The following is a 16,554-nucleotide window of genomic DNA, read 5'->3' on the forward strand; positions in this document are numbered from 1 at the left end:
TGAAAACCGAATAGAGTAAGCACTAAACAACCATAAAAATGAACAAGAAAAACTATTTCCTCATAGCGACCGCCTGTATCGCTCTTTCTCTATTTACAGTTGCCTGTAGCTCACCTGCTCCTGAAGAAACTGTTGCACCGGAAGAAGTGGCAACTCCTCCTGCACAAGAACCCGATATGGCTGCTATCAAAGCTGAAATCCAAGATTTGGAAGATGCTTGGGGTGCCGCTGATACTGCAGGTGATATCACTTCTTTAATGGCTTTTTACGCTGATGACGCAGTAAGTATGGGTAGTGGTGCACCGGTTGCAGTAGGCAAAGCTGCCATTCAAAAAGAATTTGAGTCAAGCATGGCCAAAAGACCTGCTGGTCAAACCATCACATTTGAGGTATTGGATATTTTTGGGGATGAAAACACTATCACCGAAGTAGGGAAAACTACCCGAAAGGATGCTTCGGGCAAAGTCGTTTCCTCGGGTAGCTATATGGCGATCTGGGAAAAACGTGATGGAAAATATGTCTGTGTGAGAGATATCAGCAATAACGACTCCAAAGAAAATTAATTCCTTTCAGCTATTTGCTAATTGTATATTTTTTTAAACTGAGTGGGTAAATATAGATACCCACTCAGTTTTTTCGCTGTTTTTTAAGTTGTCCGGATTGACCTGGCTAAAAAACCAAAGAAATGCGACAATATGTTTAAATCAGTATCGTATAACGAATTAGTTAAATAATTATTTATTTTTTCATTCGGTAAATATTACCACGGTTTGGGACATAAATAGGTCTATTTCGTACTTGAATCGTTTTTTTTCAATTTTTTAATCACGACTTTTTATAAATTGATTTTAACTATTTAATTAAATAATAATGTTATGAAAGTTTTTTTGATAATGATTGTAATGTTCCTTTTTGTTTCGTCCGGTTTTTCTCAAGGAATCATAATGGGGAAGGTTCATGATTCTCAATCAAAAGGAATAGCTTTTGCAAATGTGCTGCTGAAAAGCGTCACGGATTCTTTGTTGGTCAAGGGAATCATTACGGATGAAACTGGGAACTATATTTTTTCAGAAATTCCAAAAGGGGAATATTTTGTTGAAGTTTTTATAATGGGATACTCCAAATCCTATACCCCCGGCTTTAATTTTTCAGGAACAGAAAAAAATGAGTTGGAAGGAATAACGGTGGTGGAGGAAGCCCAAAATTTGGAGGAGGTGACTGTAGTGGCTACTAGGCCATTTTTTGAGTTGGAAGAGGGGAAAATGGTAGTCAATGTGGCTAACAGTATTTCAGCTGCGGGGTTATCGGTCATCGATGTACTCGATAGAGCTCCTGGGGTAATGGTCAACAGGCAGAGTAATTCGATCTCTGTTTTAGGGAAAGACGGGGTAGTCATCCTCATGAACGGCCAAAGATTCAGAATGCCATTGGAGGCTGCTTATCAGATGCTGGCAGGTCTCAACTCGAGTGATGTCGAAAAGATAGAAATCATCACTGTCCCTCCTGCAAACTATGATGCTGACGGTGATGCAGGATTTATCAATATCGTGATGAAAAAGGACAATGCTATGGTGGGTACAAAGGGTTCCCTGACCATCGGACAAGGCTATGGTTCCGGCTACAATGGCAATATGAGCTTCAACCTCAATCATCAGGGAGCAAAATTCAGTTGGTTTGTTCTTTTGGCCTCTACCTATGTAAATCAGGAGGCAGAGTGGGAACAATTTAGAGGAAACAATAACGGATTTGAAGACATTCGTATTGATACCTACACCGATAGATTTTCGACCAGAAAATCCATCAATTACCAGGCAGGGTTTGACTACAAGCTAAGCAGCAAAACCATCCTCAGTGGCTTGGTCAGTGGCTACAATAACCGTTGGGAAATGACGGCTTTTAATACTACCAAATCCAGTTTTTCCATTTCCCCTGATACACTTTTTAGGATGACAACGGTAGAAGTCAATAAATGGAGTCATATCATGGGTAATATCAATCTTCAGCATACATTCCAAAACGGGCATGTCATTAGTACCAATGTAGACTACCTGACCTACAATAATGCCAATCCATCTGGATATACCATTATGAATTATGATGAATTCAATGATTTGATAGGTTCACAGGAATTCAGAATAACCAAAGATACCCCCATTGAGCTGTGGGTAACAGACTTTAACCATTCCATGAAAATTGGCAAATCAGTAGCTGTAGAATCAGGTATCAGAGCTACTCTTTCAAAATTCACCAATACTGTAGTGTTCGAAGAGAAACTTGATTCAGATTGGCAGATCGATCCAAAATTCACCAATGATGGCTTTCTCAATGAGGATATATTGGCAGCATTTTCCTCAGCCAAAATCAAATTTGATGAAAAGACTTCCTTGAATGCAGGAGTCAGATACGAGAACACCAAAACCAACCTGACGACAGTGTCAGGAGAGAAAATCGTTGACAGGAATTACGGTGATTTCTTTCCAACGGCATTTTTATCCAGAAAAATCAATCCCAACAACTTGGTTCAGCTGTCCTACGGACGCAGGATTACACGTCCCACTTTCAATGAGATGGCACCTTTTGCGTTTTTTTCTGACCCTTTTACCTTCTTCGCCGGAAATGAAAACATCCTGCCTACTTACACCAATACCTTCAAAACAGATTATTCCCATAAAAGCTGGATTTTCTCGCTGCAGCACAGTACGGACCAAAATGTAATTGCCAGGTTTCAACCTACTTTGGATGTAGAGACAAACACGGTATTTCTGAAAACGGAAAATATCGACCAAAGGCAGACAGTTTCCTTGATGATAGCTTTCCCCTTGAAGTTGACTTCTTGGTGGGAAACCCAAAACAACTTTACAGCAAATTATCAAAGAGTCAAATCTGAGCTGAACGGGGAGATTTAAGATGTTGATCAGAAAGGTCTGCAGGTAGTTTTGACCAATACATTCACGCTTCCCAAAAATTACACCATTGAGTTGATGGGAAATTACATGTCTCCCAGCATCAACGGATATTACTTGGGACTTTCTCGGGGCTTTCTTAACCTAGGAGTCCAAAAAGACTTCCAAAAGGCCGGGGTGCTGAGGTTATCCTGTAACGACATACTCGAAACCAGTCAAATCAGGGGGCAATCATTTGATGGTGCTGATTTAGATTTTTATATAAGATTTAAGTATGAAAAAAGGGTGTTCATGGCTACCTATACCTATCAGTTTGGAAATAGTAAGATCAAAGGAACCAGAGATAGAAAAGTGGGTTCCCAAGAGGAACAGAGAAGAGTCACTAATTGATCAAAATCCAATTTTCTTTTGGGTAAATGAATTCCCGTATTGGGACATTTTTAAGGTTGGTTAGTCCTAAACGCTTCTGTAAAGAGATATAAAATATTGATATTGATTTACAATTTTTAATCAATCTAAAACTAGTTAAAACCATTTTAATCAAAAAAACCATGAAAAAAAGAATGAATTATTTAATCATCTTGTCAATGGGAATAGTCCTCAATTGGACTCTACTTTCGTCCTCAATCGCTCAAAACGAACCACTAGGCCCATTAATGACAGTAACTGAGTTTACCATCAAGCCCGGGCATGAAATGCAATTTAGGGAAGGTGTCAAGGCATGGAAAGCCTGCTACTTAAAAAACGAAGGCGATTGGACATGGAGAATGTGGCAAAGACAGCAAGGAGAAGGAAGTGTCTTTGTGCTTGCTTCTGATATGGCCAACTGGGCTGAAATGGACAAAACCGACGAGTCAGGGAAAAAATGCCAAGACCTAGCCCGGTCGCTGATTAATCCCCATATCGAGAAAGCAACGTCACACGTGACACGTTTTCAACTTGGAATCAGCAAAGCAGCTTCACTTACAGAAGATATGATTAGGGTTTCTTTCTATGATTTGAATCCCTTAAATGGCCATCGACTGATGGAGGTAGTCAAAGAAGTGGAAGGTATCCGTAAAAGTGCAGGTCTTGAACCCGGGGGTTATTGGTATCAATGGCAGACTGCGGGACCCGAAAGCCCAAGTTTCCATCATGTGATGCCTTACAAAGATTATGCAGCGATGGATATCATTCAGGAAGGCGTTTGGCAGACTGTTGAAAAAAACGCCGGAAAGGCCAAAAGGGATGAGCTTCAGGCCGCATTTCGATCATCCCTTCAAAATACTTGGAACTACATCTACACCTTGGATAAGGACATAAGCAATCCCGGCAAGTAAAATAAAAATGTAATCCATTTTGATAAAGCAGTAAAATCCAACTCGGCCAATTGCGAATTAGTTGATAAAAATAGGGTAGAGGCATCGGGAGAAATCCTTTTTGCCAAAGCCCTTTTTTTTATTCGGGTAATAAAACCATGGCTTAGGACATAAAATCTAGTGCTTCGTCCCTGATGGTTTTATTAATCTAAAATCAAAAAGTAAATTCTGTGGTGATACCAAAGGAAAATAACATGAAAATAGAAAAACCTGAATTTTTTAGCCTCCGGCTCGAAATCGAAAATATAGCCACGCCGTCAAGATTGGGAACAGTATCAAAGTCTCCGGGGCTGTCAGCATGGATGATGGAGGCGGGCCCACTGCTGTGGGCGATTTTCTCCAGCAGATGAAAAACTGCTATTCCGATTTGGATAAAATACTGAAACACTATGGCTGCACCTTTGACGATGTGGTGGTAGAAAATGTATTTACCACAGATATGCCGGCATTTTTAGAACATGCAGGTTACCGGAATTCCATCTATACCAAGCATTTTCCGACGGGTTCCTGGCTAGAAGTCAAAGGCTTGGCTTTGCCTGAATTTTTGATTGAAATCGAATTGGAAGTGCATGAAGCATAAGATCCAACTTTTCCAAAGTTTTGAACTTTGGAAAAGCTTCAAAATAATTTAACAATTAAAACCAGTAAAAATCCTATGAAAACGATTGAAAATGATTTAAAAAATGCAACCCAAAACAGGGCGGTCATAGATGGGCTTTATAATGCTTTTGCAGTCGGTGATATCCCGACAGTTCTCGGTAGCATGGACTCCAAAATAGTCTGGAATGAAGCCGAAGGCAATTCCTATGCAGATGGCAATCCATACATAGGGCCTGATTCGGTCTTGAATGGGGTTTTTGGTCGGATAATGCAGGAGCATGAGTATTTTAATTTGGAGGATATCGAGTTGCATGAGATGTACAATAATAATGTGTTGGCCACCTTACGCTATGATGCCAAAACCAAAAAAGGAAAGAAATATAATGCTCAAGTGGCCCATTTCTGGACATTGAAAGACGGGAAAGTGGTGGCTTTTCAACAGTATGTGGATACCAAAAAATTGAGTGATGCTTTAGAATAGAACCTTTCGGTTTTCGGACTTTACCGGTTTCAACTTAAATGAACCCAGGATTCCATCCCAACTTTTAAACCCAAAAACAATAAAATCAGCAAATAGGGAATTATATCCCAAACCGCCCAAATCTCACTGGGAGAATACTAAATCGAAATAAATCTTATGGCCAAAAACCTCACCCTTGTCCCCGATAAACCCAAAGCCTGGCTGATGCTGTTGGCTTGGGGCTTTCTAATCATTTTCGCAGGAAAATTTGTCCTTGTTGAAGCTTTACCCTACTTCGGATTTGACGAGGAAGTGTACGGCAGGTTCTGGAGGATGAAATGGCCGTTGATCGGACATATCACAGGCGGTTTGCTAGCTCTGGTATTGGGACCCTTTCAGTTTTGGGCAGGGTTTAGGAACAGGTACCTGACAGTGCACCGATGGATGGGAAAGTTGTATTTGACAGCAATTCTGATCGGAACCATCAGTTCCACTTCTCTAGCCTGGACCACAGCACTAGCTATTCACTGGACCTGGGCCTTTGCACTTCAAATGCTGGCTTTTGCATGGTTTTGTACCGCTGCAATGGCATTTATTTCCATCAAAAGAAAGAGAATCCAGCAGCATAAGGAATGGATGATCCGGAGCTATGTGGTGACTTTTGCTTTTGTGATATTCAGATGGCTGGCCGCCATGCCTTTTATTATCGAGCTGGGAACTTTCGTGGAAAGGGGTCCGACTTTGGGCTGGGTTTCTTGGGTCATTCCGCTATTGATTACAGAGATTGTATTACAATGGAATAAAAAGGGATAAGCCGAAAACCTGTTTAGAGTAGGCAATAAATGAAAAACAAGATGAAAAGTGTAGCAATCATTACTATCCTTATGGCATTTACCCTAAGTGCCTATTCCCAAGGTTCTTTTACCGAAAAGACCTTCCATGAACTTATGGCTAAGACTGAAGATCGGATGTTTACATTAGAAAATACCGATGAAAACTTTGTGTTTATTACAGGTAATGGCCAGAAAATGGGCCGTACAGAGTTAAAGGAGGCAACCTCAATGATGACCGTTTTAAATGAGTTTTCAGATCTAACAGTAAATCAATCAGGTGGTACTGTGATAGTTTCGGGTCTGATCGACCAAAAGATAAGTCAAAAAAAGAATCCCTCGGATATTTTTGAATACAAAGGCGTATTTACGGCCGTTTATACATCTCAAAAAAAGAAATGGGTACTGATGTCTTGGCAACATTCCGACTATAAGCCGAATAACTAAGCTAACAGCTATGGTAAAGAAAATCATCCTTGGAATCGTTATCCTCTTGGTAGTTGTCATTGGGGGATTTGTTTTTTACGTCCAACTAAATTGGAATAAAATCTATGAAATTCCTTATCCTGATCTTCAGGTCAGTACTGATTCTACGGTAATCGAAAGGGGAAAATATCTGGTTCATGGACCCGCCCATTGTTCCAATTGTCATGTGGGAAGTGTAGCGGAAATGATTGCGGCCGATGCTGGAGAAAACATTCCCCTTAAGGGCGGAGTGCCATTCAATATGGGAGCTCTCGGCACCATGTACCCGAGGAATTTGACTTCTGATTCGGAAACCGGTATAGCAAGGTATTCTGACAAGGAAATGTTTCGGATGATGCGGCATGTGGTAAAACCGGATGGTACGGGAACTTTGATTGTATTGATGCCTTTTTGGAATATGGCGAATGAGGACCTAGTGGCAGTGGTTTCCTACCTCAGAACCATGGCTCCTTTCAATAATGAAGTGCCCGATAATGATTGGACTTTTGTAGGAAAAGCAGTGCGGGTGTTGGCTAGCTCCTTTCAACCGATATCCAACCCAAGTCCAGCTCCGGTTTCTCCTCCGATGGAGGCGACAATAGCCAGAGGAGAATATGTATCAAGGTATTTGGCCAATTGTGTAGGCTGTCATACCAATCGTGACCCCATGACCTTTGAGGCCATAGGTCCTGAATATGCCGGTGGAATGGAATTTGAACCTTGGCCTGAGTTTGCTTTGGCTGTAGGGGGTGATCCTGAAACTTGGATGCGTACCCCCAACATTACTCCCCATCCAAATAGCGCTTTGTCAAAATTTAAAACTGTGGAAGAATGGAAGGCAAGATTCCGTCAGGGAAGGCTGATCAATATATCCCAAATGCATTGGGGACCCTTTTCTAGAATGACGGATAAAGACCTGGAAGCACTTTACCTGTACCTGACAAGTTTGGAGCCTTCTGATTATGATGCAGGAGAGTTGATGTTTAAGAAATAAAAATGTAATCTGAATCTTTCAAATTGGACAACGGTCAATCGACTGTTGTCCAATTCTTTTGTTAGAAAAACAATCTTTAGAGTAATAAATTTTAATGAACACAATACCTGTCCCCAACCAAAGAATCTCCTCCATCGATCTTGTCAAAGGCCTTGCAATGCTCATCATGGCATTGGACCATGTGCGGGATTATGTGCATGCCCCTGCTTTCCTATTTGACGCGGCAGATCCTGAACAAACGACTTTGGCGATATTCTTTACCCGCTGGGTTACACATTTCTGTGCGCCTGCTTTCAGTTTTCTCGCAGGAACCTCTGCTTTTATGATCGGCAAGAGAAAACCAAAAAACGAATTGTCGGGATTTCTCCTCAAAAGAGGACTTTGGCTAGTATTTATTGAGCTTACAGTGATCAATTTTGGGTGGCTTTTTGATTTAAGTTTTGGAACTATTCTTCTACAAGTCATCTGGTCTTTGGGAATCAGTATGATAGTCTTGGCGGGTTTGGTTTACTTATCCCGCAAAGTGATTTTGATTTTTGGCCTTATCCTGATTTTTGGACATAACCTTCTTGACCCTATCAGTTTGGACAACTCTATTGCTTGGGCGCTATTTCACAAACTCAATATTTTCATGCTTTCAGAAAATTTGATGTTTGTGGTGGGCTACCCCATGATTCCTTGGATTGGAGTGATGGCTTTAGGCTATTGGTTTGGAATATATTACGACAAATCAGTTGACAGTTCCAAAAGAAAACTGACCTTCAGCCTTCTTGGTGTTTGTGCCATTATCCTTTTTGTATTGCTGAGGTGGACCAATGTCTATGGAGATCCTGTCCTTTACCAACAGTATGATAGACCCGGTCAGGATCTGGTTTCATTCCTGAATCCAAGCAAATATCCACCTTCACTCTTATTCTTATTGATGACTTTGGGAGGAATACTACTCCTTTTGGCCAATTCCGAGAAATGGAAAGGAAAGCTTGTGGATTTTATTTGCACTTTCGGCCGGGTTCCTTTCTTTTTCTATATCATCCATATCTATCTCATTCACCTGATCGCAATCGGCTTGGCGACTATGACTGGGTTTGTCTGGAAAAAGAACATGGTTTTGGCGGCATGGGGAGCAATCGAAAATCCGATTCCCGGCTATGGGTTTCCACTTTGGGTAGTTTATGTTGTCTGGATTTCAGTGATTTTGGTGTTGTATCCGATTTGTAAAAAGTTTGACCGGTATAAGCAGGGTAATAAAAACAAATGGTGGCTCAGCTATTTCTGATTATGAAATACAGGAATTCATATCACAGGAGATTCAATCCAATATGGATTCTATTCCCATGTGAAATGTAAATTAATGAGGATGCTTCTTCTTTTAAATGTAAATTCCGGTATATTCAATCCTGTGAATGAAGTTAAATTACACACAGATTGAATTAGAACCTAACAATTGAAAACCACCAAAAATGAATCATTTTAAGCATTTTCTCCTCTGTTTATTTCTTTTTCCTATGCTGGGTTTTGCACAGCAGACCAATCATGCCGAGTATTTTAAACAATTTGATTTTAGGTTTATAGGACCTGATGGTAACCGGACTATTGCTGCCGTTGGTGAACCCAACAACCTCATGGTCATGTATGTAGGTATGGCGTCTGGGGGTCTTTTCAAAACTGAAGATGGAGGGACTACATGGCGGTCTATTTTTGATGAGCAGGATATATCTTCAGTTTCTGCTCTAGCTTTGGCGCCATCAGACCCTAATCAAGTTTGGGCAGGCACGGGCGAAACTTTCCTCATCCGTCCGGCCCATGCGATGGGTAATGGGATTTACAAATCCAATGATGCAGGGAAAAGTTTCCAACACATGGGCTTGAAAGAAACATCACGTATCGGACAGATTGTGGTAGATCCCAGAAATCCGGATATCGTCTATGCAGCAGCCTTGGGTCATACTTATGGACCACAAAAAGACAGGGGAGTGTATAAAACCACAGATGGTGGGAAGACTTGGGGAAATGTACTTTTTGTCGATGAGCATACAGGTGCAGTAGATTTGGCATTGAACCCAAAGAATCCTGAGATTATATTTGCAGCTTTTTGGTCCATAGATATCAAAACTTGGGGGCTAAACAGCGGTGGTTTCGGCGGAGGCATCTATCGGAGTAAAGACGGAGGCGCTACTTGGGAAGCTCTGAAAGACAAAGGTTTGCCGGGTGGAGAAAAGAATCCGGTGGGCAAGACTTCAGTAGCAGTTGCCTACAGTGATCCTAATGTGGTCTATGCCTTATTTGAAATGGATAGCCCTCAGCTTTGGAAATCTACAGACGGAGGTGATTCTTGGGCACTTACTATGATCAACCATGACATCAATGAGCGGGCACCCTATTATACCAAATTGAGGGTCTCAACAGACGATCCTGAGGAGATTTATTTTGCTTCGGTAAAATTCAGTACCTCCAAGGACGGAGGCAAAACTCTTGCAAATGCAGGTTATCGGGCAGGTGGAGACAACCATGATATCTGGGTTGATCCGCTAAATCCAAACCGGATATTGGTAGCCCATGATGGTGGGCTTGGGGTGACTTGGAACAAACAAGAATCCTATAAGCAGCATGTGTTCCCCAATGCACAGATGTACCATGTGTGGACAGACAATCAAATTCCTTACAATGTTTATGGAAACCGACAGGATGGATATTCCTACCGTGGCCCAAGCAATAGCCGTCAGGGTAGTATACCCCTGGGACTATGGCATGCCGTGGGAGGATGTGAGAGTGGATGGGCTATTCCTGACCCTATGGACAATCATATTGTTTGGTCGGGATGCTATGATGGAGGTCTCCAGGTATATGACCTCCGGACAGGTCATGCCAGAGATGTAAGGGTTTGGCCCGAAGCAGGATATGGTTGGGCACCACAGGATATGCGGTACAGATGGCATTGGTCATTTCCGATATTTATAAGTCCCCATAATCACAAACGTGTCTATGTTGGAAGCCAATTTGTCCACATGACTGAGGATTATGGGCAAAGCTGGAAAATCATCAGTCCGGATCTCACCCGAAATGATAAATCCCATCAACAGTCTTCCGGAGGTATCGCCACGGACAACCTCATGACCTTTGATGCCTCGGTACTTTTTGCCATTGCAGAATCCCAATTAGAAGAGGGACTTATTTGGACCGGCAGCAATGATGGTTTGGTTCAGTTGACCAGAGACGGAGGCAAGACATGGACCAATGTCTCAGATAATTTCATTGGCAAACCTGATCTGGGGACAATTTCCAGCATTGAACCATCGAGACATCAACTGGGAACTGCCTACGTTACTGTGGATGCACATCAGTTGGGAGATTTTGATCCTTATATTTTCAAAACCACCGATTATGGCAAGACTTGGGAAAAGATAAGCGAAGGAATAGAACATTCAGAATCCAGTTTTGTCCATGTTGCTCGAGAAGATCCAAAAGTCAAAGGAATACTTTATGCAGGAACTGATAAAGGTCTATATATTTCCAAAGATGACGGCAATAACTGGTTCAGACTAAGAAACAATCTTCCTCCTGTACCGATTTATTGGCTGACCATTCAGGAGGAATTCAATGATATGGTTATCGGTACATATGGCAGGGGATTCTACATTTTGGATGATATTGGCGCTATACAAGAATTGGATCAGGAGGTTTTGGCAAAAGAGGTACATCTCTTCAATCAACGGTCGGCATACAGATTTCAAGAAATACAAGGAATCAAAACAGAGGGCCGAACTATGACCACGGGATCAAATCCTCCTTATGGCATGGATATCAATTATTTCTTAAAAAATCCTGCCAAAGAAGTCCTAGTAGAGATTTTTGACTTGGAAGGTAAAAAAATCAGAACCCTCAATGGCAGAAAAGATTCAGGTGTAAACAGGGTTTGGTGGGATTTGCGACATGAACCCACGCTTCAACCAAAATTATTGGTAGCGCCTCAGGATAAACCTTGGGTAAAATTAGAGGGCAGGGAATTCAGACCGCTGGTGACCTGGGATCTGGACCTTTATCGTGGACAATTTGGACCTAGGGTGATTCCTGGAGAGTATGTAATCAGGATCACTGTAGATGGGCAAACTGTCAGTCAAAAAGGAAAGGTCATCAAGGACCCAAATACTGCCGGTACTTTAGATGATATTCAAAAGCAGGTTGAGTTCTCATTGAAACTCAATGCAGCAATGAACGAAGTGGTAGTTGCCATCAATGAAATAGAAACCATCCGCAAGGAACTTGAGGAATTGACAGATCTGAATCAGGATGAACAAATCGCTTTGAAAGCAAATGAACTTGAAGCAAAAATATTGGAAGTCGAAGGAGCTTTATTTGATGTTAACCTTACAGGTGCAAGGGAAGATGCCTTTAGAAATCCGATGAAACTCTATGGAAGAATCAGTGCTTTGGCTAGCGATGCCGGCGGATTTGGAGCTGATTTCAGGCCGACTAATCAGCAAATGGAAGTTTACAATGTCTTTAGAAAACAGCTGGATGACATTCAGGTCCAATACAAAAAACTGATAGAGGAGGAAATACCGAAATTCAACCAGTATCTACTGTCAAGAGATATCCAAATGATTCTGAAAAGGTGATTTTCAATTGAATCGGACTACAAAAGCATTGGGGAAAATGAAAAATTCAATTAGTATGAAATCAATTTTACTGACAATGACACTTTTCTTGTGTGCAATTTCGGTTTTTGCCCAAGTGAAGGTCAATGAAAAACGTATTGAACAAAGAATTTTTGAAATGGCTGAGTTTGGGAAAAATGAAAAAGGAGAAGGCCAAAGGGTTGCTTACAGCAAAGGCGATATTGAAGGAAGAGCCTATTTTATGAACCTGATGCGAAAGGCAGGGTTGGAAGTGCATGTTGATTTTGCCGGCAATATCATTGGAAAAAGGGCTGGTAAAGACCCTTCCAAAAAGCCCATTGCCTTTGGTTCCCATATAGACATGGTGCCCAATGGCGGAAATTATGATGGCACTTATGGTTCCATTACAGCGCTGGAAATCATCGAAGTTTTGAATGAAAATAATATCATCACAGACCATCCTCTTGAAGTCATAATTTTCCAAAATGAAGAAGGGGGATTGGTTGGCAGCCGGGCATTGACTGGGAATTTGAGTAGGGAAGCTTTGTCCCAAAAGTCTGCCAGTGGCTTGACACTTGAGGAAGGAATCAAAGCCATCGGCGGAAATCCGGATAGGTTGGGGGAGGTAGTCCGAAAACCGGGCGATTTGGCAGCATTTATTGAAATCCATATCGAGCAGAGCAAAGTATTGGAAAGCCGTGGTGTCGATATAGCCATTGTCGAAGGGATTGTTGGGATTGAAGATTGGGACATCACTGTCACCGGGATGGCCAATCATGCAGGAAGCACGCCCATGAACGACCGTCAGGATGCGCTGATTGCAGCCTCCAAACTAGTGCTTGCTGTCAATGAAGTGGTCAACAGCTATGAAGGCGACCAAGTTGGGAGCGTGGGCAAAATCTCTGTCCCTTCAGGGGCACCCAATATTATTCCGGGAAAGGTGGAAATGAGTCTGCAGATGAGGGACCTTTCTTCAGAAAAGATCATGAAGATGTTTGGTGATATTGCAAAAAGAGCGGTACAGATCGGCAAGGAAACAAACACTCAAATCCAATTTGAAAATCTGAATTTAGGAACCACCCCGACCTTTGCCAGTCAGGAAATACAGGAAAAAATGATGTCAGCAGCAAAATCCTTTGGCATCTCTTATATCAAAATGCAAAGTGGTGCCGGGCACGATGTACAGGAAATGGGTAAATTGGGGCCGATTGGACTTGTCTTTATCCCAAGCAAAGACGGCATCAGTCACAATCCCAAAGAATATTCCTCACCTGAAGAAATGGCAAACGGTGCCAATGTGATGCTGCATACGGTATTGATGTTGGATAAGGATTTGATCCTAAAAATTGATATTTATTGATACTGGATATTGATTGATATTGGGTCATCCTGATAAATAGATTCAAAACCTCTTGATAAATTAAACAGATAAGTAAGAGCAGAAAAAAGAGGACAATCAATAATGGTAAAGCATTTCCATTGTGACAAATATCCATAAATAACTTGTCCGCTGAGGCGGATTTAATATCCACTAATATCCAATAATATCCACTAATATCTAATATCCATGAATATCTAATATCCATGAATATCTAATATCCACTAATATCCAAACTCCTAACAAAAGAAAATTATCATTTAAGAAATAACATGGAAACCCTCGAATACCTCCTTAGCATTGACATCAATTACATCGCAGTCGGATTGATAGCACTGTTTTTTACTTTGGAACATGTACTCAGCACACAATTTCCATTTAAAGAAAGAGGCCGGCATTTTTGGCACAGTTTCCTGTTTCAGGTGGTATTCCTGATCGGCAACCTATTTTGGGCTGGTTTCTTTGTTTTCTGTATCCAATGGCTCAATCAAAATGAAATAGGATTGTTTTATATGCTTGAAGTTCCCCTTTGGCTGAAGTTGATTTTAGGTATTTTGATTTTGGATTTGGGTACATATTGGTTTCATAGGTTGTCGCATCTTTCTACTGTACTGTGGAGGTTTCACAGGGTTCACCACAGTGATACTACCATGGACTCATCCAATTACTTCCGATCCCATCCGATTGAGGTATTGTTTTGGTTTGGAAGTGCACCCATTCTGATGTCGGCCATTTTCGGATTGGATCTGTTTACCATAGGGGCTTATTTTTTGGTCTTGACTCCTTTTTTGGTCATTGAGCATTCTAATCTAAAGTTCCCTGCATGGTTGGACAAAACCATGGGATTGGTCATCACCACACCTAATCTCCACAAAATCCACCACGATCAGGATCAACATTATACCGACTCCAACTTTGCAGATATTTTTATCCTTTGGGACAGGATTTTCGGAACTTATAAGTACAAGCTTGCTGAGCAGGTCAAACTGGGATTGGCTGAATTTGATGAAGAAAGAAAGCAGACTTTCTGGTATTTGATCAGAAGTCCATTTTTAAGAGATTGATTGTCTGCTTTATTTTTTAATTTCCCATGAATATTTTAATATCAAAGTGACTGCTATTTGGGAAATCATCCAAAAAGCCTTGCCCAAATTGAAATCAATGGTTACAATTATCCTTGAAACTGAGTTTTAACTGTTGCTCAAGAAAATTCTAAATAGCCTTTCCCAAATATGAAAAACTTCAAATCCATTATACTCCAAATCCTCTGTTTAGCCAGCCTCTTTTTTACTCCATTCTTCCTCCATGCCCAGACTTATGGCAAAAACGGTATGGTCGTCTCTGACAATGTCCTTGCTTCGGAAGCGGGAATCGACATTTTGAAAAAGGGCGGAAATGCCATCGATGCGAGTATTGCGACAGCATTTGCATTGGCAGTCACCCATCCTGAGGCAGGCAATATCGGTGGGGGAGGATTTATTGTTTTTATGAAGTCAGATGGCGATGTTACCACATTTGACTTTAGGGAAAAAGCGCCGCTCAAAGCAACTCCTGACATGTTTCAGGATGTCGCAGGTAACCTTATCGAAAATGCAAACCACAATGGCTTAAAGGCTGTAGGCGTGCCGGGGACTGTCGCCGGACTTTACCTCGCCCACCAAAAATACGGAAAATTGCCTTGGGCGGACTTGGTGCAGCCATCTGTTGACCTTGCCAAAAATGGTTTTCCAATGACTTGGGGATTGTACAAAGTGGCTTTGGATATGGAAGATTGGGACGATTCCTATGATATCATGACCAATTATTTCCGCAATGCGGCAGGGGAGATCATCCAACCGGGTGAAATATGGACGCAACCTGCTTTGGCCAATACCCTAGCTTTGATCCGCGACAAAGGTCAGGATGGATTCTATAAGGGTGAAGTTGCCGAAGAAATAGAAGCCTACATGAAAGCAAAAGGAGGGATCATCACCAAGGAAGATTTGGCAAAATATACGGCCATTGAGCGAAAACCTGTCAAAGGAACCTACAATGGCTACGAGATTTATTCCATGCCGCCTCCAAGTTCGGGTGGGGTCGCCCTGATCGAGATGATGAATCTCATGGAACAGGCAGACCTCCAAAAAATCGAATTCAATTCCACGGCTTATGTGCATTTGGTAGCTGAAGCGATGCGAAGGGCATTTGCCGATCGGGCGGAGCATTTGGGTGATCCTGATTTCAATCCTGAGATCCCTTTGGATCGGTTGATATCCAAGGAATTTGCCAAAAAACGGTTTGAGAATATTGACATGCATAAGGCTTCACCAAGTGATTCATCGATGTATGGACAACTCTATGATGGCAGCAGTACGACACACTTTTCGGTTGTGGACAAGGATGGCAATGCCGTTTCCCTGACCTATACCCTCGAAAATTCCTATGGCGTTGGGATGGGTTCCTCCAAACTTGGTTTCATCTTCAACAATGAAATGGGGGATTTCAACCCTGAAGCCGGAGTGACCAACAGCAGTGGACAGATCGGATCCAATCCCAATCTCATTGCCCCGGAAAAACGGATGTTGTCAAGCATGACACCAACCATTGTAGCCAAAGACGGCAAACCCTACCTGATCATCGGAAGTCCGGGAGGAAGAACGATTATCAATACGGTGTTTCAGACAGTGCTCAATGTCTTGGAATACAATATGCGGATCGACAAAGCCATCGAAGCCATGAAAATCCACCACCAATGGCTTCCCGATATGTTGGTCTATGAAAGTCACCTGCTTTCTCCTGACACCCGTGATGCTTTGGAGCAGATGGGACACAAGCTCCGTGCCGTCAATAACCTAGGTGTACTGATGGGAATCACCTATGATCCCAAGCTAAAAGTATATATCGGTGCTGCTGATTCGTCGAGTGAGGATGGGGCAGCGGTGGGGTATTGAGAGATTTTAGGATCATTTTA

14 protein-coding genes and 1 pseudogene are annotated in these 16,554 nt (G+C 41.9%); all 15 read left to right on the forward strand.

Annotated elements, in window-relative coordinates:
- Positions 1-38 precede the first annotated feature (38 nt).
- The 15 genes and pseudogenes from MMU07_RS01565 (at position 39) to ggt (ending at position 16,534) form a co-directional block, all read left to right on the forward strand.
- Positions 39-563, forward strand: coding sequence for a YybH family protein (locus tag MMU07_RS01565; protein WP_241124075.1), 525 nt, complete (start codon positions 39-41; stop codon positions 561-563).
- Positions 564-944: 381 nt separating this feature from the next.
- Positions 945-3,293: pseudogene (locus tag MMU07_RS01570) on the forward strand (TonB-dependent receptor).
- A 161-nt stretch (positions 3,294-3,454) separates the two neighbouring features.
- Positions 3,455-4,222 (forward strand): hypothetical protein, encoded by a 768-nt coding sequence (locus MMU07_RS01575; protein WP_241124076.1) that lies wholly within the window; start codon positions 3,455-3,457, stop codon positions 4,220-4,222.
- 233 nt (positions 4,223-4,455) lie between these two features.
- Positions 4,456-4,611: a hypothetical protein gene (locus MMU07_RS01580; protein WP_241124077.1), complete on the forward strand. Its 156-nt coding sequence runs from the start codon at positions 4,456-4,458 to the stop codon at positions 4,609-4,611.
- Positions 4,536-4,841: a RidA family protein gene (locus tag MMU07_RS01585; protein ID WP_241124219.1), complete on the forward strand. Its 306-nt coding sequence runs from the start codon at positions 4,536-4,538 to the stop codon at positions 4,839-4,841. The genes MMU07_RS01580 and MMU07_RS01585 overlap by 76 nt, the downstream gene beginning before the upstream one ends.
- 75 nt (positions 4,842-4,916) lie before the next feature.
- Complete coding sequence (locus tag MMU07_RS01590; protein ID WP_241124078.1) at positions 4,917-5,342, forward strand: nuclear transport factor 2 family protein; 426 nt, start codon at positions 4,917-4,919, stop codon at positions 5,340-5,342.
- A 156-nt stretch (positions 5,343-5,498) separates the two neighbouring features.
- Complete coding sequence (locus tag MMU07_RS01595; protein WP_241124079.1) at positions 5,499-6,134, forward strand: DUF2306 domain-containing protein; 636 nt, start codon at positions 5,499-5,501, stop codon at positions 6,132-6,134.
- Between the two features lie 41 nt (positions 6,135-6,175).
- A complete protein-coding gene (locus MMU07_RS01600; RefSeq protein WP_241124080.1) occupies positions 6,176-6,598 on the forward strand; it encodes a hypothetical protein in 423 nt (140 codons plus the stop codon).
- 10 nt (positions 6,599-6,608) lie between these two features.
- Positions 6,609-7,610: a cytochrome c gene (locus tag MMU07_RS01605; RefSeq protein WP_241124081.1), complete on the forward strand. Its 1,002-nt coding sequence runs from the start codon at positions 6,609-6,611 to the stop codon at positions 7,608-7,610.
- Positions 7,611-7,704: 94 nt separating this feature from the next.
- On the forward strand, positions 7,705-8,886 hold the full coding sequence (locus tag MMU07_RS01610; protein WP_241124082.1) for an acetyltransferase domain-containing protein: 1,182 nt from the start codon (positions 7,705-7,707) through the stop codon (positions 8,884-8,886).
- A gap of 184 nt (positions 8,887-9,070) precedes the next feature.
- On the forward strand, positions 9,071-12,226 hold the full coding sequence (locus tag MMU07_RS01615) for a WD40/YVTN/BNR-like repeat-containing protein (RefSeq protein WP_241124083.1): 3,156 nt from the start codon (positions 9,071-9,073) through the stop codon (positions 12,224-12,226).
- A gap of 55 nt (positions 12,227-12,281) precedes the next feature.
- Positions 12,282-13,586, forward strand: a complete 1,305-nt coding sequence (locus MMU07_RS01620; protein ID WP_241124084.1) for a M20 family metallo-hydrolase — start codon at positions 12,282-12,284, stop codon at positions 13,584-13,586.
- Positions 13,587-13,876: 290 nt separating this feature from the next.
- Positions 13,877-14,668: a sterol desaturase family protein gene (locus MMU07_RS01625; RefSeq protein WP_241124085.1), complete on the forward strand. Its 792-nt coding sequence runs from the start codon at positions 13,877-13,879 to the stop codon at positions 14,666-14,668.
- A 19-nt stretch (positions 14,669-14,687) separates the two neighbouring features.
- The gene (locus MMU07_RS21805) at positions 14,688-14,798 is read left to right on the forward strand and encodes a HepT-like ribonuclease domain-containing protein (RefSeq protein ID WP_418884498.1); all 111 of its coding nucleotides are present in this window, start codon (positions 14,688-14,690) and stop codon (positions 14,796-14,798) included.
- A 38-nt stretch (positions 14,799-14,836) separates the two neighbouring features.
- Positions 14,837-16,534, forward strand: coding sequence for a gamma-glutamyltransferase (ggt, locus tag MMU07_RS01630; protein ID WP_241124086.1), 1,698 nt, complete (start codon positions 14,837-14,839; stop codon positions 16,532-16,534).
- Positions 16,535-16,554 lie beyond the last annotated feature (20 nt).

The sequence above is a fragment of the Cognataquiflexum nitidum genome (assembly GCF_022538055.1).
In the GTDB taxonomy this organism is placed as follows: Bacteria; Bacteroidota; Bacteroidia; order Cytophagales; family Cyclobacteriaceae; genus Cognataquiflexum; species Cognataquiflexum nitidum.